Source organism: Halomonas sp. BDJS001 (assembly GCF_026104355.1).
Taxonomy (GTDB): Bacteria; Pseudomonadota; Gammaproteobacteria; order Pseudomonadales; family Halomonadaceae; genus Vreelandella.
Genome location: NZ_CP110535.1, coordinates 2,899,950 through 2,924,118, shown reverse-complemented (window position 1 = coordinate 2,924,118; position 24,169 = coordinate 2,899,950). Strand labels below are relative to the sequence as shown.

Annotated in this window: 20 protein-coding genes and 1 pseudogene; 10 read left to right on the top strand and 11 right to left on the bottom strand. The window is 55.4% G+C overall.

Annotated elements, in window-relative coordinates; genetic code table 11:
• Positions 1 to 74: 74 nt before the first annotated feature.
• The 3 genes from OM794_RS13585 to OM794_RS13575 all read right to left on the bottom strand — a co-directional run bounded on the left by OM794_RS13585 (position 75) and on the right by OM794_RS13575 (position 3,309).
• The gene (locus OM794_RS13585) at positions 75 to 770 is read right to left on the bottom strand and encodes a hypothetical protein (protein WP_226250937.1); all 696 of its coding nucleotides are present in this window, start codon (positions 768 to 770) and stop codon (positions 75 to 77) included.
• A 128-nt stretch (positions 771 to 898) separates the two neighbouring features.
• A complete protein-coding gene (locus tag OM794_RS13580; protein WP_226250938.1) occupies positions 899 to 1,888 on the bottom strand; it encodes a DUF3080 family protein in 990 nt (329 codons plus the stop codon).
• 2 nt (positions 1,889 to 1,890) lie between these two features.
• Entirely contained in the window at positions 1,891 to 3,309 is a 1,419-nt protein-coding gene (locus OM794_RS13575) for an MATE family efflux transporter (protein ID WP_226250939.1), read from the bottom strand.
• 136 nt (positions 3,310 to 3,445) lie between these two features.
• On the opposite strand from OM794_RS13575, the gene OM794_RS13570 reads away from it, so the two are divergent.
• On the top strand, positions 3,446 to 4,030 hold the full coding sequence (locus OM794_RS13570) for an elongation factor P hydroxylase (protein ID WP_413229719.1): 585 nt from the start codon (positions 3,446 to 3,448) through the stop codon (positions 4,028 to 4,030).
• Here OM794_RS13570 and OM794_RS13565 read toward each other — a convergent pair.
• Positions 4,027 to 4,506: a hypothetical protein gene (locus tag OM794_RS13565; protein ID WP_226250941.1), complete on the bottom strand. Its 480-nt coding sequence runs from the start codon at positions 4,504 to 4,506 to the stop codon at positions 4,027 to 4,029. The genes OM794_RS13570 and OM794_RS13565 overlap by 4 nt on opposite strands.
• Before the next feature lie 13 nt (positions 4,507 to 4,519).
• Positions 4,520 to 5,371: a TatD family hydrolase gene (locus OM794_RS13560; protein ID WP_226250942.1), complete on the bottom strand. Its 852-nt coding sequence runs from the start codon at positions 5,369 to 5,371 to the stop codon at positions 4,520 to 4,522.
• A gap of 238 nt (positions 5,372 to 5,609) precedes the next feature.
• Here OM794_RS13560 and OM794_RS13555 point away from each other — a divergent pair, with 238 nt between their 5' ends.
• The 5 genes and pseudogenes from OM794_RS13555 (at position 5,610) to OM794_RS13535 (ending at position 12,557) form a co-directional block, all read left to right on the top strand.
• Positions 5,610 to 6,863: an ABC transporter substrate-binding protein gene (locus tag OM794_RS13555; protein ID WP_226250943.1), complete on the top strand. Its 1,254-nt coding sequence runs from the start codon at positions 5,610 to 5,612 to the stop codon at positions 6,861 to 6,863.
• Between the two features lie 39 nt (positions 6,864 to 6,902).
• The gene (locus OM794_RS13550; RefSeq protein WP_226250944.1) at positions 6,903 to 8,483 is read left to right on the top strand and encodes a fatty acyl-CoA synthetase; all 1,581 of its coding nucleotides are present in this window, start codon (positions 6,903 to 6,905) and stop codon (positions 8,481 to 8,483) included.
• Positions 8,484 to 8,485: 2 nt separating this feature from the next.
• Positions 8,486 to 9,627 (top strand): annotated as a pseudogene (locus OM794_RS13545) (acyl-CoA dehydrogenase family protein).
• Positions 9,628 to 9,675: 48 nt separating this feature from the next.
• Positions 9,676 to 10,863 (top strand): beta-ketothiolase BktB, encoded by a 1,188-nt coding sequence (gene bktB / locus OM794_RS13540; protein ID WP_226250946.1) that lies wholly within the window; start codon positions 9,676 to 9,678, stop codon positions 10,861 to 10,863.
• A 41-nt stretch (positions 10,864 to 10,904) separates the two neighbouring features.
• Positions 10,905 to 12,557, top strand: a complete 1,653-nt coding sequence (locus OM794_RS13535) for a fatty acid--CoA ligase (protein WP_226250947.1) — start codon at positions 10,905 to 10,907, stop codon at positions 12,555 to 12,557.
• Positions 12,558 to 12,574: 17 nt separating this feature from the next.
• Here OM794_RS13535 and OM794_RS13530 read toward each other — a convergent pair whose 3' ends face one another.
• Complete coding sequence (locus tag OM794_RS13530) at positions 12,575 to 13,570, bottom strand: AraC family transcriptional regulator (RefSeq protein WP_226250948.1); 996 nt, start codon at positions 13,568 to 13,570, stop codon at positions 12,575 to 12,577.
• 182 nt (positions 13,571 to 13,752) lie between these two features.
• Here OM794_RS13530 and OM794_RS13525 point away from each other — a divergent pair, with 182 nt between their 5' ends.
• Positions 13,753 to 15,669, top strand: coding sequence for an ATP-binding cassette domain-containing protein (locus OM794_RS13525; RefSeq protein WP_226250949.1), 1,917 nt, complete (start codon positions 13,753 to 13,755; stop codon positions 15,667 to 15,669).
• A gap of 64 nt (positions 15,670 to 15,733) precedes the next feature.
• Here the strand turns inward: OM794_RS13525 and OM794_RS13520 are convergent, their stop codons facing one another.
• Complete coding sequence (locus OM794_RS13520; RefSeq protein ID WP_226250950.1) at positions 15,734 to 16,186, bottom strand: universal stress protein; 453 nt, start codon at positions 16,184 to 16,186, stop codon at positions 15,734 to 15,736.
• A 184-nt stretch (positions 16,187 to 16,370) separates the two neighbouring features.
• Here OM794_RS13520 and OM794_RS13515 point away from each other — a divergent pair, with 184 nt between their 5' ends.
• Positions 16,371 to 16,937 carry a preprotein translocase subunit YajC gene (locus OM794_RS13515; RefSeq protein ID WP_226250951.1) on the top strand — a complete coding sequence of 189 codons (567 nt, stop codon included), beginning with the start codon at positions 16,371 to 16,373 and terminating at the stop codon, positions 16,935 to 16,937.
• Here the strand turns inward: OM794_RS13515 and slyA are convergent.
• Both slyA and OM794_RS13505 read right to left on the bottom strand, forming a co-directional pair.
• Positions 16,916 to 17,368 (bottom strand): transcriptional regulator SlyA, encoded by a 453-nt coding sequence (slyA, locus tag OM794_RS13510; protein ID WP_022522964.1) that lies wholly within the window; start codon positions 17,366 to 17,368, stop codon positions 16,916 to 16,918. The two genes, OM794_RS13515 and slyA, sit on opposite strands and share 22 nt — an antisense overlap.
• 76 nt (positions 17,369 to 17,444) lie before the next feature.
• The gene (locus OM794_RS13505; RefSeq protein ID WP_226250952.1) at positions 17,445 to 18,599 is read right to left on the bottom strand and encodes a DUF5924 family protein; all 1,155 of its coding nucleotides are present in this window, start codon (positions 18,597 to 18,599) and stop codon (positions 17,445 to 17,447) included.
• Positions 18,600 to 18,976: 377 nt separating this feature from the next.
• Between OM794_RS13505 and fadB the strand changes: the two genes are divergently transcribed.
• Entirely contained in the window at positions 18,977 to 21,169 is a 2,193-nt protein-coding gene (gene fadB, locus OM794_RS13500) for a fatty acid oxidation complex subunit alpha FadB (protein WP_226251011.1), read from the top strand.
• Positions 21,170 to 21,192: 23 nt separating this feature from the next.
• The gene (gene fadA, locus OM794_RS13495; protein WP_264167982.1) at positions 21,193 to 22,371 is read left to right on the top strand and encodes an acetyl-CoA C-acyltransferase FadA; all 1,179 of its coding nucleotides are present in this window, start codon (positions 21,193 to 21,195) and stop codon (positions 22,369 to 22,371) included.
• Positions 22,372 to 22,467: 96 nt separating this feature from the next.
• Here the strand turns inward: fadA and OM794_RS13490 are convergent, their stop codons facing one another.
• The gene (locus OM794_RS13490) at positions 22,468 to 23,556 is read right to left on the bottom strand and encodes a histone deacetylase (RefSeq protein WP_226250954.1); all 1,089 of its coding nucleotides are present in this window, start codon (positions 23,554 to 23,556) and stop codon (positions 22,468 to 22,470) included.
• 118 nt (positions 23,557 to 23,674) lie between these two features.
• On the bottom strand, positions 23,675 to 24,151 hold the full coding sequence (locus OM794_RS13485) for a flavodoxin family protein (protein ID WP_226250955.1): 477 nt from the start codon (positions 24,149 to 24,151) through the stop codon (positions 23,675 to 23,677).
• Positions 24,152 to 24,169 lie beyond the last annotated feature (18 nt).

The window sequence follows — 24,169 nt, the reverse complement described above, 5'->3', positions numbered from 1 at the left end:
CGACCCGCCCCATGCGAGGCTCGCATCACCCCATTGATGTTGGCCTCGCTCAAAAAGCAGCATTAGGCGCTCGGTTAATCACTTGCCACAACCATCATGGCTAGCGCATCAAGCGTTGCTGGATCTTCTTCCAGTATACGGTTGGCAATATGGCGCTGGAAAAAGTAGACGGTTTGATGGCGGGCGTGGGCGCTGTACAAACACGTATCCCCTAACAAAATCGGCGTCATTGCGGCTTTGCTCTCGTCGGCAAGCAATGCGTCCAGACTGCCATCGCTGTAAAGGCGCCAGCCGAAAACGGGTTTCATATGCCAGGGCGAGTTTGGGTGATTCATGCACAGTGCATGGGTGCCCAAAGTGTCGGGGATTTGCTGAATGAGGGTGACTTCGCCAGAAGCCTCATAATCAAAGTATTCAGCCGCCGCGACGAGCTCGTGGTATTTGTGATCCGGCGGTGTGTCAAAAATTTCTTCCGTTTCAGGATCACGATAACCTATGAAGTAGCCATTCTCTTGGCTATTCAAATCTTGGCAGGCTGCCAGGGTTTCCATCCACGGCACCAAGCCGATGACGCTACCGTCCTCTTTTAATCCCCAGGCCAAAATAGGCAAGCCATAGTAGGCATCTGGACTCGCAGCGAGTTGGTACACCATCTCTAAACCATCTAGCTCAGGGGCTAAACGGACTAGGCACTTTTGCGCCTGCTGACGCTGGCGCACAGTTTCCAGGTCGATGACCTGGGCAGAGCGGGGTGACAGGGATGCGCCCATTGTGTCCCTCCTTGTGCTGCGTGGTCATCACGTTGGTGAAGCAGATGTTTGGTGTGCGTCGTTATTCATCTTGCTTCATTATTCACCAATAGCACAAGTTGCTCATAAGGTTAAGGGTTCTACGCTTTTTAATTGTTTGAACAAAGTGAAAACTGTGCTCGTAGCGCTTGGTGCTCCAGAAGTGCTTGCTGGAACTGACGCCAGGGCGCTTGGCTATTTATCAGCGAAAGCCAACGTGCTTGATAGCGTTGAACCGCCTTTGGCTTGTCTACCTGCTGGGCATCGATTAAGCGATTAATCGCTGTTAACCACTGCCTGGCTACGCTTGCTAAACGCTCAAGCGGCTGCGACTCCCAATGAGTCAAGCAGCGATTGGTATCGCTGTGCCGAGCTAACAACGCGCTTGCTTCAGTTAAGCGTTGAGTGGCGAGTAGCAGGGCGCGCAACACTTCGGCGGTTAGGGGGCGCTCTTGCAGGGTTTTTAAATGGTTTTCAAGGGTTGAAGAGTCTTGCACCCAACTGCGGTCAAACTGGTGATCTGTCATTTGCTGTAAATAATCGATGGCGTCAAGCTGCTCCTTAATAGCAGTTTCATCGACGTTAGATAAAGGTTGGCTTGCTCGTGAGAAGCTCTTCACCCACTCGCTGGAATCAAAAATAGCGTTCCAGCTTACCGCCGGCAGTTGGCCTGTTTTAGTCACTGTTAATTGCTCTAGGCGGGTACGATCCTCATCGCTTAACTGATCGGGAACCTCGCTATTCAAACAGGTGCTCAGCCGTTGCCAGAGGGTGCGCTCATATAACCACTGTTGGCTGGGCGGCGCGACTCGGCCTAGCTGGTTATTCCGTGCGGCAACCAGGGAGGTTATTTGGCATTCACGCAAAGCGTATACATTCAGTAGGCTATCCCGAGTCTCAGGGATCGCTATAACCCGATCAGGGCGCTCGGGGAAGTCACCGATATTACCGGGATCCGTTCGTTTGATGTCCGTCACGGCAAGGTCATTGGCAAGCTGTTGATGATAGCTCTGCCATCGCTGCTCAGTGGGATTGTCGCCACAGCCAGCCAGGAGTGCACTTGAGATGATTGCGAGAGAATGGTTTCTCCACCGGCCCATTTTCACCCCCGAATGCTAATACGCTGTAAACGCCAGCCAAGTAGTAGGGCCGCAGTGCTTAGGCCCGCGATCAAGCCAATCCAGTAGCCATGCACCCCAAGTGGAGCAACCATGTCACCCACTCCATGAGAGCCCAGCCAGTGGCCGCCGCCGAGCCCTACGAACCAGTACGAGAGCACCGTAATCACCATCACAATGCGAGTATCTTTATAGCCGCGTAAGGCGCCTGCTAAATTGACCTGTAACGAGTCGGAGAGTTGGAAAATAACGGCCAAGGCAATGATCGAGAGCGCTAACGCCTGTATCTCACTATTGGAGGTGTAAAGTGCAATCACCGGTACGGCACTTACCCATAGCAGGACGCTGTTAATAGCTGCAACGATGACACTAATAACAATACCATTCCAGGCAACTTTACGGGCGTGTGCCAAGCGTTGCTGACCGAGGGTGTTACCGACTCTTACGGTCAGCGCCATACTAAGCGACAGGGGCAGCATAAACAGAATGGAGGTGAAACTTAGCGCTATTTGGTGGGCACCTACCGTGACCTCACCAAAGCTGGCAATGAAGAGTGCAATGAGCGTGAACAGGGTTACTTCAACAAAAATGGCCACGCCAATGGGAACGCCCACCACCACTAATTCACGTATACCTAGCCATTGGGGCGGTGTCAGTTTGTGCCAAATCGCAACGCTTTTATAAGTACTTCCTCTGCGCGTGTAGTAGGCCATCGCCAGCGCCATCGTCCACATGGAGAGTGCCGTCGCAATGCCACAGCCAAAAGCGCCCAAGGCAGGTAACTGTTGCAAACTAGTGGGAACCACGGGGCCAAATAGATCAACCAAGCCATCACCGCCGTAGATCAAGAGGTAGTTGGCAGGAATATTCACGCTTAAACCGACCAAGCTGATCCATAGCGCCGGGCGGGTATGATTCATGCCATCGGAGAACGCTCTAAGCGCCTGAAAGAGGGCGATCCCCGGCATGCCAAAAGCGATGGCTGACAAATAGGCGGCAGATTGGCTGGCGACCGCTGGTGGCACGCTCATCAATTCAAATATCGGCATGATGGCCGACCAAAGCAGCACTGCAGCTACGGCGCCTAGCACTAGCGCGACCCACAGCGCCTGGTGGACGGCCGGGCGGATAGCCGTATTGCGCTGCCCGCCTAGCAAATGAGCCACTATGGGTGTCAGCCCCATCAAAGTGCCGGTCATAAAGAGCATGAGCGGCATCCATAGACTCGAACCCACCGATACGGCGGCAAGGGACGTGGCATTATGTCGGCCGGTCATCATCACATCGACAACGCTCATCCCCGCCTGAGCCAGCTGGGCACCACAAATAGGCAGTGCCAAAAAGATTAAGGCTCGGGTTTCTGGCCAGTACACTGATCTAACGTTTTGAGTAAAACCGCCCACTTGTTGACTCCTAATGGGTAAAATTTGCTATGAAAGGCCGCTATATTAGCAGGAGCGACTGCCTTTGGGGCTAGCCGTTAGCTTGCGTTAACTGTGCAGGTATAATGTCTCAAAACCAATGACAAACGAGGTCAATGTGAGTGATACGCAGGATCGATGGACGCTAACCGATATTACCGCGCTTTTCGACGGGGTTTTTGCTGAGCGCTATCAAACCCGATTGGTTCGAGGCGGGGACGAGCCTCTCTATCGGCCCGCTAACAGTGAAACCCCTTATCATCAAGTTATCTTTGCGCGGGGCTACTATGCCAGTGCGCTGCACGAAATCAGTCATTGGTGTATTGCCGGTGAAAAGCGACGCCAGTTGGAGGATTACGGCTACTGGTATTGCCCAGATGGCCGTAATGCCGAACAGCAGAGGGCATTCGAGCAGGCTGAAATAGCCCCACAGGCGCTGGAGTCTATTTTTACCCGTGCCTGTGGTCGGGTGTTCCATGTCAGCGTGGATAATTTAGGCGGCGATATCGAGGTGGATATAGCGGCTTTTGCGGCGCGAGTAGAGGCCCGCGCCCAACGCTATTTGGAAAAGGGCTTGCCAGCTCGCGCCAACGCCTTTCAGGTGGCGCTTAGAGGTTACTACTCTGACCAGGCGACGTTAGCGGAAGCCGTGGCACAGGCTCATGCCACCTTGGATGAAAGGGATAAAGCGCTGTCGGCTTAATCCTCCTCGGTCAGGCGCTGATGCATCGATAGCATAACTTCAAGCTCATGTTCGGGGCGCATTGGCTCCAGCCCAAGCTCGCTGAACGTTTCGCGCCGTTGGCGGTGCCATTCGCCTGGGGCAAGTGAAGGGTAGAGCACCGACGCTGGGGCTAGCTCAACAAAAGGATCAAGCCCGTAGGTGTCAAAAAGGCGCGCTAGTGCCGCTTCGTCGTCGCCATTGTCGCTGGTATACAGCGTGGCGGAGAAGTGGTCGTTCTCAAGCTCGCGAATTACCTCAAGCGGACTAACCCCTAAGCTCTCCAGCTCTTCCATGCTGTAAGCGCCCATGGCATTGGTATCTTCTTTGATCCAGCTATCGTCCGGCTGAATCAATGTCTGTTTTACACGGCCATCGGGCAGCGACCAGGCAATGGCTAGCGGAAGGCCATCGTCTTCGCCTGTCTCTATGGCTATAAACCCTGGATAATCGACCACGCTAATACTCCTGTTAAGATTCCGTGGGAAGACGGAAAAAACGCTGGGCGGTCTGTGTGGTTGCCGCGCCTAGCTCAGTTTCGCTAATACCTTGCCACTGGGCGATCTCGCGAACAATCCACGGTAGCAACGCCGGTTCGTGCCGGCGACCCTTTAACTTCGCCGGTAGGTTGCGGGGTAACAGATAAGGGCAGTCGGTTTCCACCATTAATCGCTCAAGCGGTATATCGCTTACCAGAGGGCGCAAATGATGACCGCGCCGCTCGTCGCAAATCCAACCGGTCAGGCCTATATGCAAGTCTAGGTCGAGATAACCAAACAGCGTATCGCGGTCAGCGGTAAAACAGTGCACTACCGCGCGGCTGATGTCGTCTCGCCACGCATGCAGGATTTCGCGCATACGCTGGCCCGCATCCCGCTCGTGCAAAAACAGCGGCAAACCGCTTTCTGCTGCCAGTGCCAGCTGTGCTTCAAAGGCCCGCTCCTGCTCCTGGGGCGTTGAGAAGTTGCGATTAAAATCCAAGCCACACTCGCCTACGGCGACGACTTCCGGCATGGCATGCAGGGCCGCCATGGCGCGCTCAAGGTTGTCATCCCAGCGACTGGCGTCGTGAGGATGCACTCCCGCTGTGGCGTAGAGGCCCGGATACTGCTTGGCCAGCGCAACCGCTTGCTCGGCGTGGGTCAGGTCGGTGCCGGTGACGATCATGGTGGTTACCTGCGCCGCCCGGGCACGCTGGATAACCGCCTCAAGATCACGCCCGAAGCTTTCATGGGTCAAGTTAGCGCCGATATCCACCAAAGGGGCGCTAGGGCGAAACTGAAGCGCTTCGGGTAAAAAATCATCGGCATAAGCGGTGGCCAAAGGTGTCTCCCCGTTCAATATGCAAAAGCACCATTGTAACGGTATGCGCAAGCATCGACTAATGGTGTGTTAAAGATGATGGACGCAAGGAAATGGCACGAATTGCAAAAAATCTGGCTTGATAGGTAAACAGCTGGCGCTTATTAGCGCCTAAGATGAACGCAAGCTATGGCGTGCAACGTCGCTGTGCTTGATTCAATAACACCCTTTAATAACAACAAAAGAGAGCCACATAACAATGCAACTATCTTATCGTTCATCTCACCGGCCATCTCACCGTTTTGCTACTTCAACCCTCGCCGCTGCCGTTCTGATGGCCAGCTATGCGTCAGTTACTGTCGCTGCTGAGGGTATCTCTGATAACGAAATCCGTATTGGTTATTTAGCCGATATGTCGGGCGTTTACCGCGACCCCATTGGCCCGTTGGGTGAAGACGCTATCAATATGGCGATTGAAGATATGGGCGGCAGCGTCAACGGAGCCAATATTGTGGTGTTTAGCGCCGATGACCGTAATAGTCCGGATGTAGGCTCAAGCGTCGTCCGTGAGTGGATCGATGAGCGTAACGTCGATATGGTCACCGGGCTAGTGGCATCTTCTGTCACTCTGGCGGCGGTGAGCCTGCTGGAAGAGGCGGATAAACTTGGGTTGGTCAATGGTGCTGTCTCTTCAGCTATTACCAATGAGCACTGTTCGCCCAATCACATTCACTGGGTTTATGACACCTGGGCGATGTCCAACGGTACGGCAAAGGCGATCACCGATGAGGGTCACAAAAATTGGTATCTGTTAAGCGCTGACTACTCCTTTGGCCATGCACTGGAAGCCGACGTCACGAGAGTGGTGACTAAAAATGGCGGGACTATCGTGGGCAGCGCTCGCCACCCTTTCCCCAGCAGTGACTTCTCCTCCTTTATGCTCCAGGCCCAGGCTTCCGGCGCTGATGTCATTGCGCTGAATAACGCGGGTGGCGATACGATCAACGCGGTGCAGACAGCAGGGGAATTCGGCATTACCCAGGCAGGGCAGATTCTGGCGGGCATGGTGCTGTTTAGTACTGATATACGCAGCATTGGCTTGGAGAACGCGCAGGGTCTGCAGTTTACCAAAGCGTGGTACTACGATTTAAACGAAGAAACCCGGGCCTGGGCGGAGCGTTTCCGTGAGCGTACCGGCAGCATGCCTACCATGGTACACGCGGGTCTCTATTCCAGTACTCGCCACTACCTTGAAGCGATTGAAGCTACCGGCACCGATGACACCCAAACCGTCCGTCAGCAAATGGCTGATACCCCCATTAACGACATCTTCGCCACCGGTGGCTACATCCGCGCGGATGGCCGCATGGTTCACGATATGTATTTAGTCGAAGTGAAAACACCCGAAGAGTCGCAGGATGAGGATGATCTCTTTCATGTTATTCGCACCATTCCTGCAGATGAGGCCTTCCGTCCGCTTTCAGAGAGTGTCTGCCCGCTGGTAAACAGTTAAGTCTTTGCCAACTCACTACAACAACTCAGAGGATTTGGCATGCCGGAAACGTCGGTTATTCAGCAAAACAGTATCGGGGCTGCTCTAAACCGCAGCGCGCGAAAATATTCTCACCAGCTGGCGCTGGTATTTGGCGAGCGCCAATGGCGCTATCAAACGCTCAACCAGGCAGCCAACCGCGTAGCCAATGGCCTGCTGGCAGCCGGGCTTACGCCAGGTGATCGGCTGGCTGTGTATGGCAAAAACTCTGATGCCTATGTCATCGCCTGGCTTGCCGCTGCTAAAGCGGGGTTGGTGCATGTGCCGATCAATTTCGCTTTAAGCAGCGATGAGCTGCGCTATATTCTTGACCAGTCGGGAGCAACTGGCCTGCTCAGCGATATCAGCCTCGCCGACAAAGTAAGTGCCGCGACCGAAGGCTTGGATCTAACCATGATGGGCACCCTGCATGCGGATCAGGGGCGGGATGCGAAAAGCTTTGATGTACTCGCTCATGCAGTTTCAGGATCCAGTAGTGAAGCGCCCAATAGTGAAAAGAGTAGCGAAGAGCCCAACGTAACGGTCGACGGCATAAATCTTGCCCAACTGCTCTACACCTCAGGCACCACCGCCGCGCCTAAGGCCGCGATGATGACCCATCAGGCACTGATGGCCGAATATATGGCTTGTATGGTCGAGCTGGATATCAAAGGCAGCGAGGCAATGCTCGCCGCGCTGCCGCTCTACCACTCAGCGCAAATGCACGTCTTTCTCATGCCGGCGCTGTTGCTAGGCGCACCTGTCTATTTGCTAGAGGCGCCGCTTCCCGAGCTGTGCTTGAGCGCCATAGCTGAGCATCAGATTGCGTCATTTTTTGCCCCGCCCACGGTCTGGATCAGCCTGCTGCGCCACGCTGAATTTGATCGCTTTGATTTAAGCGCTCTCAATAAAGCCTATTACGGTGCTTCGATTATGCCGGTGCCGGTACTGGAGGAGCTTCAGCAGCGTATACCGGGCGTAGGGCTATACAACTGTTATGGACAGAGCGAAATTGCCCCCTTGGCTACCGTGTTGCGCCCTGAAGAGCACGCCGAGCGCCCAGCGTCTGCCGGGCGGCCCATTCTGACGGTGGAAACCCGCATCGTCGATCTCGATATGAATGACGTCCCACCCGGCGAGCATGGTGAAATCGTCCACCGCTCGCCGCAATTGATGAAAGGGTACTGGGATAAACCGGCGATGACTGAAGAAGCCTTCCAGGGTGGTTGGTTCCACTCCGGGGATATGGGCTACTTTGATGAAGCGGGCTACTTATACGTTGTTGACCGGATCAAGGACGTGATCAATACCGGCGGCGTGCTGGTGGCTAGCCGTGAAGTAGAGGAGGGGCTATTCAAGCACCCGGCGGTATCCGAAGTGGCGGTGATCGGCCAGCCGGATGAGAAGTGGATCGAAGCCATTACGGCAGTGGTGGTACTGAAAGAGGGCCAAGAGGCAAGCGAGGAGGAGCTGATCCATCATGCAAAAACGCTGATGGCGCCTTATAAAGTACCTAAGCGCATCCTCTTTGCCGATGCGCTACCCAAGAGTACCGCAGGCAAAATTCTCAAGCGCCATCTACGCCAAGAGCTCAAGGGGTGAGCATGGACGCGCAAACGACCGAACTGTTTCACGCCATGATCAAACGCTGCCTCCGTCAGGAGGTCGCCCCTTACTATGATGAGTGGGAGGCCTCAGGCGAAATACCCCGCTCGCTGTGGCATGCGCTGGGTGCTGCGGGCCTGCTCGGTATTGACCTGGACGAACAGCATGGCGGATCGGGCGCTGATATTGCCATCACCCAGCTGGCGCTGGAAGAGTTGTCCCGCCAAGGGTTTGGTGGCCTGGCCAGCGCTTATAATATTCACGCCAATATCGTGATGCCCTACCTACAAAATTTGGGAACAGCTGCTCAGCGGGAGCAGTGGCTGCCTGCCATGGCTCGTGGTGAATATCTTGGCGCCATCGCGATGACCGAACCCCATGCGGGGAGTGATCTTGCGTCAATGAGAACCCGCGCAAAGCGCACTGCCGAGGGCTGGGAGTTAAACGGCAGCAAAATCTTTATCACCAACGGCCAGTTTGCCGACTTAGTCATTGTGTGTGCCAAAACGGATCCCGTCGCCGGTGCCAAAGGGGTCTCGCTGTTTTTGGTCGATACCCACTTATCTGGCTTCTCGCGGGGTAAGCCGATTAAAAGATCGGTCAGCACGCCAGCGACACCGCCGAGCTTGCCTTTGATCGGATGCAGCTACCCCATGATGCGCTGCTGGGTGAAGAGGGTGCTGGGTTTCGCTACTTAATGCAGGAACTGCCCCGTGAGCGCCTGGGAGTCGGAGCTCAGGCGTTGGGCGCTGTAGAAGGAGCGTTGGCGCTGACGTTGGAGTACGTACAGCAGCGTCAAGCGTTTGGACAGCGGGTGGCGGATTTTCAAAATACCCGCTTTACCTTGGCAGAGATCAAAGCCCAGTTGGACGTAGCCCGCGCCTACTTTGAGCACTGCGTCGAAAAGTACCGCCAGGGCACCATGAGCAGCACGGATGCGGCGATTTTAAAACTTCAGCTCAGCGAGCTGCAGTGTCAAGCGGTGGATCGCTGCCTGCAGCTATTCGGCGGTTACGGCTACACCCACGAATATCCCATTTCACGCTTTTATCTGGATGCCCGAGTACAAACGATTTATGCCGGCAGCTCAGAGATCATGAAAGAAGTGGTCGCCCGCTCGCTGCTGGGCAAAGTGGCTTAGCTATGTGATTGAATGAAAAAGCAAGGCGTTTGAACACAGGAGAGAGCCATGCGGTTGGATGATGTAGTGATATTAGGCGGTGCACGAACCGCGATCGGGAGTTTTGGCGGGTCGCTCTCAACCAAGGCGCCGTTTGAACTGGGGGCGATCACCGCCAAAGAGGCGTTGCGCCGGGCAGGCGTTGAGGGCGGCGATATCGATCACTCGGTATACGGCCATATTATTACCACCGGCCCCCAGGATGCCTATCTGGCGCGCCATATTGCCCTCGAAGCTGGCGTGCCGAAAGAGGCCGGGGCGTTCAACATCAATCGGCTGTGTGGTTCAGGCGTACAGGCGGTGGTTTCAGCCGCCCAGCAGATTGCCATGGGGGATAGCCGCTTAGCGCTGGCAGGTGGCGCTGAGTCAATGTCGAGAGGGGCTTACCTGCTGCCGCCACAGGCGCGCAACGGCGTGCGTATGGGGGAGTTGAACGTTGAGGATTTAACCCTGGGCATCTTGAGTGACCCCTTTGGCAGCGGGCATATGGGCTGCACCGCCGAGAACATTGCCAAGCAGTATGGCTTAAGTCGAGAACAACTGGATCAGTTTGCCCTTGAGAGCCATCAAAAAGCGACGCGTGCCATCGCGGAAGGCCGCTTTGATGATCAAATCGTCGCGGTGGAGGTCAGCCGCGGTAAGCAAACAGTACCCTTCTTGCGCGATGAGCATGTACGCGAAGGTGTTGAGTTTAGCGACTTAGCGCGGCTTAAGCCTGCCTTCCAGAAAGATGGCGTGGTTACCGCAGGCAATGCCTCGGGAATTAACGACGGTGCGGCCACGTTGGTGCTGGCCCACGGCGATGAAGCCGCGCAGCGCGGCTTAGTGCCCAGGGCGCATCTACGCGTTGCCACTACTGCAGGCGTTGAGCCCGGGGTGATGGGGCTGGGGCCGATTCCTGCAGTGAAACGCTGCCTGCAGCAGGCGGGGCTAAACATCAACGATATTGATGTGATTGAGTCCAACGAAGCCTTTGCTGCCCAAGCCATGGCGGTGGCGGAAACGCTTGGTTTCCCGTTAGCGAAGCTCAATCCCAACGGCGGCGCGGTGGCCTTGGGGCATCCGGTGGGGGCCACCGGGGCTATTCTGATTCTCAAAGCGCTACACGAGCTGGAGCGTATCAATGGCCGCTACGGCTTGATCACCCTGTGTATTGGTGGGGGGCAGGGTATCGCCCTGCTAATCGAGCGCGGCTGATTTAACTTGATTGCCACAAGAACAAGTTTAAAGGAGTGTTTATGTTTTCGGTTACCCCAAAAATTTTACCCGCCGCGGCCTCTGCGACAAACCCCGCTTTAATGATTGGCGACCTGCTGGAGGCAGGCGTGCGCATGGCGGGCGATAATCAAATTGTCTACCGGGATCAGAGTCGTCACAACTACGAGCGCTTTCGTGAGAGGGTGCACCAACTGGCCCATACGCTGACATCCCAGGGCGTACAAGCCGGTGACGTAGTTGCGGTGCTGGATTGGGATAGCCACCGCTATCTGGAGTGCTTCTTCGCCATTCCAATGATCGGCGCGGTACTCCACACGGTGAACGTGCGCCTGGCTCCGGAGCAAATCCTCTACACCATGGATCACGCCGAAGACGTTTTCGTCATCGTGCATGAAGAGTTTGTGCCGCTGCTTGAGCCGCTGGCCGATAAACTGCCCCAAGTACGTGGCTACCTGCTGTGTCAGGAGGCTCCGCAAACAGTCGAAACCTCGCTGCCACTGGTGGGGGAGTTTGAAGCGCTATTAAGCCAGCAGCCCACCCACTACAATTTTCCCACCTTTGATGAAAACGCCGTTGCTACGCTGTTCTACACCACCGGCACCACGGGTAACCCCAAAGGGGTTTTCTTCACCCACCGCCAGTTGGTGCTGCATACCTTGAATGAGTCTAGCGCTTTCCAGGCGCCCGGTTTTGAGCTGCTCAACCGCGACAAGGTCTATATGCCAATTACCCCCATGTTTCACGTTCACGCCTGGGGAGTGCCGTATACCGCCACGCTGATGGGGGCTACCCAGGTCTACCCTGGCCGCTACGAGCCGGAAATGTTGGTCAAATTGCTGGTTAGCGAGAAGGTCGATTTCTCCCACTGCGTGCCAACGTTGCTCAACATGGTCGTTAGCGCCGAGGCGATTGCCTCAAAACAGGTCGACCTCTCCGGCTGGAAAGTATTGGTCGGCGGCAGTGCGTTAACCGAGTCGCTAGCGAGCAAGGCATGGGCGTTGGGGATCGACACTCGCAGTGCATATGGTATGTCGGAAACCTGCCCGCTACTCACTGCCGATATTCTACCGCAGGATATCGGCGAAGCCGATTTTGAGACCCAGCTACCCTGGCGCTGTAAAGCGGGCCTGCCGATACCATTGGTTAAACTGCAAGTGGTCGATGCGGACGGCGAGCCGCTACCCAGTGATGGTAAAAGCGTTGGCGAAGTCCGTGTTCAAGCGCCCTGGCTGACCCAGGCCTACTATAAAGAGGAGAAGCGCAGTGCGGAGCTATGGCGCAACGGCTGGCTGCATACCGGGGATGTGGGCTCGCTTGATGAGCGGGGCTTTCTGACCATTAGCGACCGCATTAAAGATGTGATTAAAACCGGCGGCGAGTGGCTCTCATCGTTGGAGCTGGAGAGTTATATCAGCCAGTGCCCAGGCATTGCCGAAGTGGCGGTGATCGGGGTGGCGGACGATAAATGGGGGGAGCGGCCGGCCGCATTAGCTGTCCCCGTGGATCTGAACAACCCGCCCACCACCGAAACCGTACAGGCGTTTTTAGAGCAGTTTGTGGCTCAAGGAAAGCTCAACCGCTGGGCGGTTCCCAGCATGATTCGCTTCGTCGATGAGATACCCAAAACCAGCGTGGGCAAGCTGGATAAGAAACGTATCCGCACCGAAATTTAGGCTATTCCCTCGGTAGATTAGCGAACATTCCCCGCCGTGCGTGCTTTGCGATACGCGGCGGGCGAATTCCCTGTCCAGGTTTTAAAGGCACGACTAAAGCAGGCTAGATCCTCAAAGCTCAACGCCTCCGCGATGCTGATCAGCGGCTTCTCACTGCAGGTAAGAGCCTGAATCGCTACATCGCGGCGGTACTCATCCTTGACCGCTTGAAAGTGAGTGCCCTCCCTTTTGAGATGCCGCGCCAGTGTACGTGGGGACATATGCAACGCATCAGCGACGCTATGCACTGTGCCGGAAGTGGTCAGGTGGCGTGCGAGGTGTTCGCGCACCCGGTGGGTGAGCAGGCGATCTGCAAACGACACATAGAACCAGTCTGCCGGGGCGCGCTTTAGAAAAGCGCCCAGGTGTTTCTTGGTCTGTCGAATAGGGTGATCAAGGAAATCGCGGTCTATATAGATCGCGGTTTGTGCCTGCTCAAAGCGCACCGTGCCGGGGTAAAAATAGAGATAATCAGCGCTGTATGGCGGCTGGGGGTAAGCGCACTCCATCAAAATGGGCGGTATTTTACGCGCAATCATCCACGACGCGATGCCGTGGAACAGCTTGAGCATCAGCTCATGAATCAGAGTGCGGCTGCCCAATAAGGGCGCATGCTCTATTAGCGCCATGCAAGCGAAGTCTCCTTCAAGCGTAAACACATAGCCAAAATCGTCGAGAAGAATACGGAAGAACTGCGTATAGCGGTGCAGCGCAACCTGTAAATTGGGCGCATCCAGCATGCTTAAACACAGCAGCTTCAGGGTGCCTCCCCGCAATGGGCGGGAAAAGAAGCCGGGCGTTTCATCGTCCAGTTCGTTCACCAGCCCGCGATACAGTTCGGCAAACTGCTCAACCGTGACGCGGCCATGGGGGGCCGAAAGTAAAAAGGGCGAAATACCCGCCCGTTCCAGGTAGCGTGTGGGCGATGTTGAGCTGCTGGGCAAGCCTTTAAACAGCTCATTTACAAAATGCATCGAGACGGTCACCGTCACTGTCAGCCCGCCTTTAAAAGTCGTTTTTTGATTGAGATATTGTCGTTGCTAGCAAAACCGTATCACGCTGGTGATTTCCGCTCTACGATTCACCTCTATATGGTTCCCCCTCCTGGGCCGCTCATGCGTTACACTGTGCGCCTTATGTTTAAGGAGGACACCGCGTGGCCCTGTTACGACTCGAACAGCTGCAACTCGCTTACGGCACCCATGTACTACTCAATCGCGCCGACCTGACGGTTGAAAAAGGCGAGCGGCTGGCGCTGGTCGGGCGCAATGGCACCGGCAAGTCCACTCTGCTGAAGCTGGTAGCGGGTGATATCCTGCCCGACGATGGCTCCATCTGGCGGGCACCTGGCCTGAAAATAGGCGTATTAGCCCAAGAGTTGCCCGAGTCATCTGGCTTGACCATTTTCGATATGGTCGCCCAAGGCCTGCCGGAAGCCGGGGAGCTACTCTCCGAGTATGACCACCTGATCAATGATCCCGACCCCGATATGGATCGCATGGCGACCCTGCAAACGCGCCTGGAAGCCATTGATGGCTGGTCTTTCCACCAGCGTATCGATACCGTGCTGACCCGATTGGGCCTTCCCCCTGCGGCTGAGATGAGCTCGCTCTCCGGTGGTTGGCGTCGCCGGGTAGCACTGGCTCGCGCGCTGGTGGCCGAGCCGGATCTGCTGCTGCTCGATGAGCCCACCAACCACTTGGACTTAGACACCATTGCCTGGTTGGAAGAGCAGCTGCTGGCCTTTAATGGCGCGGTGCTGCTGATTACCCACGATAGGGCGTTTCTCTCCAAACTAGCGACCAATATTCTGGAGTTAGACCGTGGCCAGCTAGGGCGCTATCCCGGCAAGTACGAAGAGTATCAGGCTCGCAAGCAGCATGAGCTTGAAGTAGAAGCGAGGGAGAACGCCGAGTTCGATAAAAAACTTGCCCAGGAAGAAGCCTGGATTCGTCAGGGCGTTAAAGCCCGGCGTACCCGTAACGAAGGGCGCGTACGAGCACTTGAAGCGATGCGCAACGAGCGCAGCCAGCGCCGTGAGCGTCAAGGTAATGCCAATTTAACGGTGGATCGCGGCGAGCGCACCGGCAAGCGCGTTGTGGAGTTGCAAGGCGTCACCCAGCGGTTTGGTGACGAGGTGATACTGCGCGATATCAACCTTGAAGTACTGCGCGGTGACCGAATCGGCTTCCTGGGGCGCAACGGCGCGGGCAAGACCACCCTGCTGAAAATCCTGCTGGGCGAGCTGGAGCCCACGGAAGGCAAGGTGCAGATGGGCACCAATCTCAAAGTGGCCTATTTCGATCAGCTGCGCGCCGGGTTGGAGCTCGAAAAAACCGTTTACGACAATGTTGCCCAAGGCAGCGACCGGGTCAGCGTGGGTGGTAAAGATCGCCATGTGATGAGCTACCTGCAGGACTTTCTGTTCACCCCCGAGCGAGTGCGCCAGCCGGTGAAAGCGCTCTCCGGTGGTGAGTCCAACCGCCTACTGCTGGCCAAGCTGTTCACCCAGCCAGCCAATGTGCTGGTGCTCGATGAGCCCACCAACGATCTCGATATGGAAACCCTGGAGCTGCTTGAAGAGCTGCTGCTCGATTTCGATGGCACGCTGCTGCTGGTTTCCCACGACCGAACCTTTATGGATAACGTGGTGACCAGCATGCTCGCCTTTGAAGGCGATGGCGTTGTGCGTGAGTACGTGGGTGGCTATACCGACTGGATTCGTCAGGGTGGCAAGCTACCACCTGCGCCTTGGGAAGGGGCGGCGCGTCAGCGTACCGAGCCCACTTCGGAAGCGCCTAAAAAGGTGGTCGAAGCACCCGTCGCAGCGGCCAAGAAGAGCGTCAAACTCTCCTACAATCTACAGCGTGAGTTAGATTCACTGCCCGCTGAAATCGAACGTCTTGAGGGGCAAGTAGAGGCGTTAGAGAGCGAAATTGGTGACCCTGCGTTTTATCAGCAGAATGCCGACGCCGTGACGGCTAAGCTGCAAACCCTTGAAAAGGTGCAGAAGGCATTAGAAGTCGCTATGGAACGCTGGATGGAGCTGGAGGCGATGGCGGCAGGAGAGTAGCTTTAGCAACTATAAAAGGCGCCGTCTGGGCGCCTTTTTTGTCGGACATACAAGCGGCTGTTACTTATTCGTCGCTTTTTTCACCTTTTTTGCCTACGCGAACCGCGAGTACATCGCACTGGGCGCCGTGCAGTACACCGGTAGAGGTGGAGCCGAGCAGCAAAGCAAAACCGTGACGGCCATGGGAACCCACCACAATCAGGTCGACATCGTGCTCTTCAGCAAAACGGTGGATTTCAGTGTCGGGCATGCCCACCACAACGTGCTGGTCAGCCTCGGCAATATGCGGGGTGGCAATTTCGGCTAAGCGTTTTTTGGCGTGCTCATCCAACTGGTCTTGAATGCTGGTCAAGTCCATGGGGATATCGCCACCGTAGGCAAACCCTAGCGGTTCCAGGGTATGCATAATGGAAATTTTAGCTTGATCGTTGCGCTCTGCAATCGCAACGGCACGCTCCAGAATCTTGTGGGAGTCTTTGGTTAAGTCAACGGCAACTAAAATGTGGTGATAGCTCATGGCGTATCTCCTTTGCAGGTAGGTAACAAAGAGGCTCTTTGTTCAATGACCGTTACTTTAGATGGCGTGTCCTGTTTTAACAATAGCAACCGTTTTAACAATGACTTGAGTCAAAACAACGACCTGAATCATGGTTTTTAGAGTAGTGTAATACAGTGTGGCTCATGTGGAGGAAAATGTAGAGATGGAATGGTTAATTATCGTGTTTATTATGCTGTTTGTAATTGCGCCGGTGATGTGGCTAAAGCCTAGCCCGCGTCAAAAGCGCCAGCAGGCGCTGCGCACTCAAATCGCTAAACAGGGCGTCAGCATCAAACTGGAAAAGCCGCCGTTACACCATTTTAGAGGTACCATGCCGGCTTATCGCTGGCACTATCCCCAGGAAGGGCCGGGGCCTGATTTTCTATTGGTGAGGGACAGCAATGCCAGTGAAGCCTTAACGCCATTTCATGCTGGCTGGCGCTGGCGGATAGCCCCCTTGCGGCCTTTACCCGATGCCGCCACAGCAGCGTTAAAAACACTGCTTGAACGCTTACCGCAAGACGCCTTGGTGGTGCAGTCGACCCCTTATGCATTGACGCTTTGGTGGTGGGAGTCGCAAACCGCGGAGCGTTTCGCGACCTACCTACCTGAATTTCAGCAACTGCGGGAGGCGCTGCGTGGTCGTGCCGACCAGCCTTTCAACCAGCCGTTAAAGGGCACTGAGAAATCGTCTTCCAAAGTAAGTGATCAAGATACTGGGCTATCCTGATCCCGTGCTTGTATCGCTAAGCCGTTGGATTCAATCACCGCCAACCATTCGTTGAGTTGTTCGAGGTTCTCTTCGCTTAAGCCAGCGAACATCTCTTTGCGCGCTTGTTGCGCAACGCTGTCGATCTGTTCCAGCAGCGGCATCGCGGCAGGGGTAAGATAAATCCGCTTGCTGCGACGGTCGTTGTCGCAGGCTCGGCGCTCCACTAAGCCTTGTTCTTCGAGCTGGCCCAGAGTGCGCACAAGAGAGGGCGCCTCAACGCCAATCGCACGGGCGAGATCGCACTGTGGATGGCCTTCGCCAAGACGCCACAGGTGATACAGCGTCACCCAGCGTGTTTGGGTTAATCCCAAGGGCGCCAAGCGGCGATCCAAGATGGAGCGCCATAAGTGGGGCAAGCGTGCGATGCGAAATCCAATCGTTGAAGCCATAGGTAACTAGCTGCCAATAAATGTGAGTAGTCGAATTGTCATAAGCTACGCCGCTGAATGCAAGGCGCTTGACCCTTCAATCTTCCGGTCGCGCCTCTTCATCGTTAGGTCGACCCGGCACGAACCGCCGTAAGTTTAATCCACTTAGACCACTGGCGCGTATCTCTCCATCTGCCAGCGTGGCTTGCTGAGCATCGTCTGAGACCTCAAAACGTATTAATCCCAAGCGCTGGCCAGTACCTGTCATGATATCAATGCGCCAATCGCCGGTAGGGTCTTCGGGAAAGTTTTGTTTGTGGCTCCATGCGCGGTAACCCTGCTCGCGTCCGCCATCGATATTAAGCTCTACGACATCCATTGGCACACCATTGTGATGCCAGGCATGGGTAATAGTTTCACTTAATCCACGCGGTGCCCGAATAGCGGTGTAAACATAAAGGCCATTTTCGCTGATGGCTTGCGGCGTTAACGCCATTGAGCCTTGGGGCAGGCGCTGCTCGATATCAAAGCCGGGAGACAGCGCGCTGCTGGTCATCCATAGGCTGGCGGGCGGCACCCAAATGCGTCCAAGCCACGCGCCATAGGCGAGCAGTAGGGTCAACACAAAAAAAGCGCACCAGCGCTTGAGGGAACGCTGCTTCAGCAAGTGCCAAAAACTGGGCAGAGCCACCAGAATGGTGATCCCCAGGGCCAGCAGCAAACTCTGGCCCGTAGTGAGGTGTACCATGATGGGCAGCGTCACCAGTAGAACAAGAAAAACGCACTGGGCGTGGAAGATGAAGTAGACACTCCGCCATCGCTCGGCAACTTTGAAGTAGAGTGGATCGATAATTGACAGAAGCGCCATGCCGCCCACCAGTAGCGCAAATAGCGTTTGCCCGCTATTCCATACGGTAGTGACTAAAATGAACGGCAGCGTGAAGAAAAGCGTCTCCTGGTGAATCATCTGGGCGATAAAGGTGGTCACGCCACGGGGTGGTGTAGGGTGGCCTCGCCGAGAGAGCCAGCGACTGATCAAGCCTTCAGAGAGCAGAAGTGTCCAGGCAAAGAGTAATCCCAGCGCCAGCGCTGCGCCGAGCCACTGCTGGCGATCCACCAGAAAGAAACTACCTAAACCGGCAGCGAACGCCATGGGTGGCCACATCCAGCTCCACGGTTTTAGCCGTTCGACAATGCTTTCAATACGCCGCTGAACGGCTTCAATGCGCGATGGCGTGAGCAGTGTGCCCATAACAAGGTAACCTACAAAATTAAAAGAAGCGTGATCCTAGCAGCATGAACGGATACAGGGGAGTGCTGGTCTCACTAGATGGGTAAATTAGGGTTTATACGAAAAGTCGGCGAGCGAAGACTAGACAAGGCAAAAATCAACGACAAAGCGGAGTTTACGGGTTGTAAATGAGCATTTTGAAGCGATTTTTAACGCCGTATAGTCGAGTGCAGGCAGTTTTCGTACAAACCCTAGCCAAAAGTCTGGGCTTGACGTTATCAGGCAACTCAACCAAGCTAAGGCAATCAAACGACCGTATGAAAGTCGTGTGGAAGCCGTATGAGAAACGTGGCGGGTTCTCTTTTCAGAGCCAGCCCGAAAATGTGGAGAGAGCGCGGATGATCTATCAAGGCAATGCCATCACGGTGACACGTCGTGACACCCCGAGTGGCAACAATATCGCAATGCTCACTTTCGATCTGAAAGATGAGTCCGTCAACAAGCTTTCCAGCGCGGTGGTCGCAGAGCTGAGCGAAGCAGTAAAAGCCATTCAAGCTGAAAATAGCTTAAAAGGTTTACTCATTGCGAGCGGGAAAGATGTGTTTATCGTGGGCGCCGATATCACCGAGTTTCACAGCCTATTTGATAAAGGCGAAGCCTACCTTGAGGAGATGAATCTTAAGGTTCACGCCATTTTTAACGCTATTGAAGATCTGCCGTTCCCTACCGTAACGGCGATCAATGGTCTGGCGCTGGGTGGTGGCTGCGAAGTATTGTTGACCACTGATTTTCGCGTGATGGGTGAAAAAGCCAAAATCGGTCTTCCGGAAACCAAGCTCGGCATCCTGCCCGGTTGGGGCGGCTGCGTGCGCCTGCCGCGCATTATTGGCGCCGATAACGCCATCGAGTGGATTGCCGGTGGTACCGAAAATCGTGCCGATGCCGCGCTAAAAGTAGGCGCCGTTGACGCGGTGGTGGCGGCAGAGCAGTTGGAAGAAGCCGCGTTGGACATTCTTGACCGTGCCAACGCCGGTGAGCTGGATTACCAGGCCCGTCGCGATGAAAAGACCAGCCCGCTGAAGCTTAACCCCATTGAGCAGATGATGGCGTTTGAAACAGCGAAAGGCTATGTCGCCGGTAAAGCGGGCCCCCATTACCCGGCGCCGGTAGAAGCGATTAAAGTGATTCAGAAAGGCGCGGGCGAAGAGCGTGGCCGTGCCCAGGCCATTGAAGCCAAAGCCTTTGCCAAGCTGGCGCTCAGCAGCGTGGCGTTTAACTTGGTGGGTCTGTTCTTGAACGACCAAGTGGTCAAGAAAAAAGCCAGCAAGTATGAGAAGCAGGCGCAGCCCGTTAAGCAAACGGCCGTGCTGGGTGCGGGCATTATGGGCGGCGGTATCGCTTATCAGAGTGCCTCTAAAGGCACGCCGATTCTGATGAAAGATATCAAGGATGACGCCATTGAACTGGGCCTGAAAGAAGCCCGTAAGCTATTTGCCAAACAGGTCGAGCGCAAAAAACTGACCACCGAGCAGATGGCGGAGAAGCTGAGCAATATTCGTCCCACGCTCTCCTACGGTGATTTTGGCAGCGTCGATCTGGTCGTCGAAGCGGTGGTTGAAAACCCCAAAGTCAAAGATGCCGTCCTCACCGAAGTGGAAGGCATGGTGAGCGAAAACACTATCCTCACTTCTAACACATCAACGATTTCCATCAACCGTTTGGCGCAAAACCTAAAGCGGCCTGAAAACTTCTGCGGCATGCACTTTTTTAACCCCGTGCATCGTATGCCGTTGGTGGAAGTCATCCGTGGCGAGAAAACCTCAGACGCCGCGGTTGGCGCTACTGTGGCCTACGCCCGGGCAATGGGTAAAACACCGATTGTGGTCAATGATTGCCCCGGCTTCTTGGTCAACCGCGTGCTCTTCCCTTACTTTGGCGGCTTCAGCTTCTTAATCGAGCAAGGCGCTGACTTCCAGCACGTTGATAAAGTGATGGAGAAGTTCGGCTGGCCCATGGGCCCGGCCTACTTGCTGGATGTGGTCGGCCTGGACACTGCGGTTCACGCCAATGAAGTAATGGCGGAAGGCTTCCCTGATCGTATGGCCCGCGAGGGTAAAACGGCCATTCAGGTCATGTACGACAATGACCGTTTAGGCCAGAAGAACGACAAGGGCTTCTACGCTTACGAAGAGGACAAAAAGGGTAAGCCGAAGAAAGTCACCGACGAAGCCGCTTACGCCTTGGTCAAAGAGGTGGTGAAAGAGCATAAAGAGTTTTCCGACGAGGATATTATCGCCCGCATGATGGTGCCGCTCTGTTTGGAAACCGTGCGCTGTTTGGAAGATGGCATCGTAGCCACGCCCGCCGAAGCCGATATGGCGTTGATCTATGGCATCGGCTTCCCGCCGTTCCGCGGTGGTGCGCTGCGCTACATCGACGCCATGGGCGTTGCAGAGTTCGTCAAGCTGGCAGAAGGCTTGGCCGACGAGCTGGGGCCGCTTTATGCACCCACTGACAAGCTACGTCAGATGGCTCAGAACAACGAGCAGTTCTACTCCAGCGGCAACTCTGCCAGCGCAAGCCAAGACTAACCACCACGCACAGGAGATATATGATGAGTTTGAATCCGAGAGATATTGTGGTGGTAGACGGTGTCCGTACCGCCATGGCGAAAGCTAAAAATGGTGCTTTCCGCAATGTTCGTGCAGAGAATCTCTCTGCGGCGGCAATGCAGGCGCTATTTACCCGCAATCCTAATCTAGACCCTTCTGAAGTGGATGATGTGATCTGGGGCTGCGTGAACCAGACGCTTGAGCAGTCGATGAACATTGCCCGTAACGCGGCGATCATGACCGGTATTCCCCGTTCGGTACCTGCGCAAACCGTTAACCGTTTGTGTGGTTCTTCGATGACGGCGCTACATATCGCTGCTGCCAATATCAAAGCGGGGATGGGCGACTTCTTTATCATCGGTGGCGTTGAGCACATGGAGCACGTACCCATGGCTCACGGCGTTGACGTTAACCCCGCCGCCAGCAAATACGCTGCTAAAGCGGCGATGATGATGGGCCTAACCGCGGAACTGCTGGGCAAAATGCACGGCGTTTCCCGGGAAGAGCAGGACAAATTCGGCGTACGCTCTCACCAGCGCGCCCAGGCGGCCATGGAGAAGGGCTACTTCGATAACGAAATCATCGGTGTTGAAGGCCATGACCAGCGTGGCTTTAGAGTCATGGTTCAGCGCGATGAGGTGATTCGTGCGGATGCCAGCCTGGAGTCCATGGCGAACCTGAAGCCAGTGTTTGATCCGCGCAACGGTACGGTCACGGCGGGTACTTCCTCGGCGCTTTCCGTGGGAGCCTCGGCAATGGCCGTAATGAGCTACGAGCGCGCTCAAGCGCTTGGCCTAGAGCCTATTGCGAAGGTGCTCTCTACCGGTGTCGCGGGTTGTGATGCGTCGATCATGGGCTATGGCCCGGTGCCTGCGTCTAAGAAAGCGCTGAAAATCGCTGGTCTCTCGGCGGCGGATATTCAAACCGTTGAGCTCAACGAAGCCTTCGCTGCTCAGGGTATTCCGGTGCTAAAAGATCTTGGTTTCCTGGATGCCATGGACGATAAGGTTAACCTCAATGGCGGTGCAATCGCTCTGGGGCACCCGCTGGGCTGCTCGGGCTCACGTATCTGCACCACGCTGTTGAACGTTATGCAGCAGCGCGATACTACTCTGGGCTTGGCGACTATGTGTATTGGTATGGGGCAGGGTGTTGCGACGGTCTTTGAACGCTTGAAATAATCATCAAGCTCTAGCGCGTTTTAAATCAGCACTAAAAACGGTACCTTGCGAGGTGCCGTTTTTTTTATTAAAGCCGCTACTCTTCGGGTTGAATAGCTATTCAGATTGAAACGCCGAGCGGTGGAAATCTGCCGCGGCTTGGACTTCCGCAACCCCGCAGGTGTCGGGTACAGGCGCGGTGTTGCCTGCCAGCACGGAGAGTACCGCTCTGGTACCGTTAGCCAGGGACTCTAGGTTGTAGCCCCCTTCTAATACGAATACCAAACGACCATCGCAATGCTGCTCAGCCAGTTGCTGCATGAAGCCGGTTAGCGCGCCAAAGCCGTCATAGGAAACATTGAGGGCTAGATCGTGCCAGTGGGAGTCAAATCCTGCTGAGACTAAAATGATGTCGGGCTTGAACCAGGCTGCGGCCGGGGCAAGAATGTCACGAAATGCCTTGAGGTACGCTTCGTCGCCAGCGCCAGCCGGTAACGGAACATTAATCGTGGTGCCTTCAGCTAAACCGGCGCCCACCTCTTCCAGGTGGCCTGAGCCGGGATAGAAGGGCGCGGCGCGGTGAATATCGAAAAACATTACGTCGGGCTCTGCCCAAAAAATATCCTGGGTGCCATTACCGTGATGGGCGTCCCAATCAACAATCAGTACTCGTTCACAACCCAGTGCGCTGCGCGCATGGGCTGCGGCGACCGCCACATTATTGAATAAACAAAAGCCCCGGGCGCGAACAGGCTCCGCGTGGTGCCCAGGCGGGCGCACAAGGGCAAAAGCACTTTTAGCGCGTTTCTCCATGACCGCTTCTACTGCGGCAATGGCTGTTCCCGCGGCGACTTCGGCGGCATCGACGCTACCCGGTGAGACCGCTGTGGTATCCACATCCAGCCAGGCATTTTTCCCGCGTAGGCTAAAAATATCGCTTAGGTAGGACGTGGTATGCACCCGGGCAAGCTGTTCATGGGTGGCCGCACTGCCCCCTTCAATGTGCAGGCCCGCAATGGGCGCTTTCTCCAGCAGGTGCTGAATGGCTTTCAAGCGGCCGGGGTGTTCGGGGTATTTCCATGGCACAGGAAGCCCTGCAAGCAGATGTCGAATGCGCTTATCGATTCGTTGAGGTAAAAAGTCGGCGTCAATATTGGGCTCGTGAGCGAGCACCCGATCATCATAGAAAGCAATGACTTTATGCATAATGGCTACCTAATGTGCGTGCGATAAGTCACAGCAGTAATTTCACGCAAAATACTGGAGCCTTTAATCGCACAATGGGCACTAAATGCTTATCTACAGTAAGGCAGGCTAGGCGAGGTTATACAATGCCACTCTCAACACTAAATGCTAAGGTCATGCTGAGTTCTTCTACCTGATCTGCAAATGAGGGCTGCCACTCGCCGCGTAAAATGAGCGGTGGCTGTACCCATCGCCAGCGTAAGCCAGTGGTGATGCTCTCTACTGCGCGTTGGGTGCCCGTGCCATCGTGCCCCGCGCGAATATAGAGCGCGCAGGGTAATCCCTGTTTCTTTTCAATGACAGAATAGTAGCTCCGATCAAAAAAATCCTTGAGCGCGCCGCTCATATAGCCCAGGTTTTCCGTGGTGCCGAGCAGAATCGCATCGCAGGCCAGCACATCCTCTGGGCCAGCCTCTAGGGGCGCTTTTACCACGCAGTGAACCTGCTCAAGATCAGGATGACTAGCACCTCGGAAGGCCGCATCACGCAGTAAGCGAGTATTCGCCGATGGGGCATGGGCAACAATCAATAGCTGTTTTTTGAACTCAGATGTCATAGCCGTAGCCTAAGTGAG

Excerpts from the sequence above, each read along its gene's own strand:
- OM794_RS13585 (WP_226250937.1), bottom strand. The coding sequence starts at position 770 with ATGGGCGCATCCCTGTCACCCCGCTCTGCCCAGGTCATCGACCTGGAA.
- OM794_RS13580 (WP_226250938.1), bottom strand. The coding sequence starts at position 1,888 with ATGGGCCGGTGGAGAAACCATTCTCTCGCAATCATCTCAAGTGCACTC.
- OM794_RS13555 (WP_226250943.1), top strand. The coding sequence starts at position 5,610 with ATGCAACTATCTTATCGTTCATCTCACCGGCCATCTCACCGTTTTGCT.
- OM794_RS13550 (WP_226250944.1), top strand. The coding sequence starts at position 6,903 with ATGCCGGAAACGTCGGTTATTCAGCAAAACAGTATCGGGGCTGCTCTA.
- bktB (WP_226250946.1), top strand. The coding sequence starts at position 9,676 with ATGCGGTTGGATGATGTAGTGATATTAGGCGGTGCACGAACCGCGATC.
- OM794_RS13535 (WP_226250947.1), top strand. The coding sequence starts at position 10,905 with ATGTTTTCGGTTACCCCAAAAATTTTACCCGCCGCGGCCTCTGCGACA.
- OM794_RS13530 (WP_226250948.1), bottom strand. The coding sequence starts at position 13,570 with ATGCATTTTGTAAATGAGCTGTTTAAAGGCTTGCCCAGCAGCTCAACA.
- OM794_RS13520 (WP_226250950.1), bottom strand. The coding sequence starts at position 16,186 with ATGAGCTATCACCACATTTTAGTTGCCGTTGACTTAACCAAAGACTCC.
- OM794_RS13515 (WP_226250951.1), top strand. The coding sequence starts at position 16,371 with ATGGAATGGTTAATTATCGTGTTTATTATGCTGTTTGTAATTGCGCCG.
- slyA (WP_022522964.1), bottom strand. The coding sequence starts at position 17,368 with ATGGCTTCAACGATTGGATTTCGCATCGCACGCTTGCCCCACTTATGG.
- OM794_RS13505 (WP_226250952.1), bottom strand. The coding sequence starts at position 18,599 with ATGGGCACACTGCTCACGCCATCGCGCATTGAAGCCGTTCAGCGGCGT.
- fadB (WP_226251011.1), top strand. The coding sequence starts at position 18,977 with ATGATCTATCAAGGCAATGCCATCACGGTGACACGTCGTGACACCCCG.
- fadA (WP_264167982.1), top strand. The coding sequence starts at position 21,193 with ATGAGTTTGAATCCGAGAGATATTGTGGTGGTAGACGGTGTCCGTACC.
- OM794_RS13490 (WP_226250954.1), bottom strand. The coding sequence starts at position 23,556 with ATGCATAAAGTCATTGCTTTCTATGATGATCGGGTGCTCGCTCACGAG.
- OM794_RS13485 (WP_226250955.1), bottom strand. The coding sequence starts at position 24,151 with ATGACATCTGAGTTCAAAAAACAGCTATTGATTGTTGCCCATGCCCCA.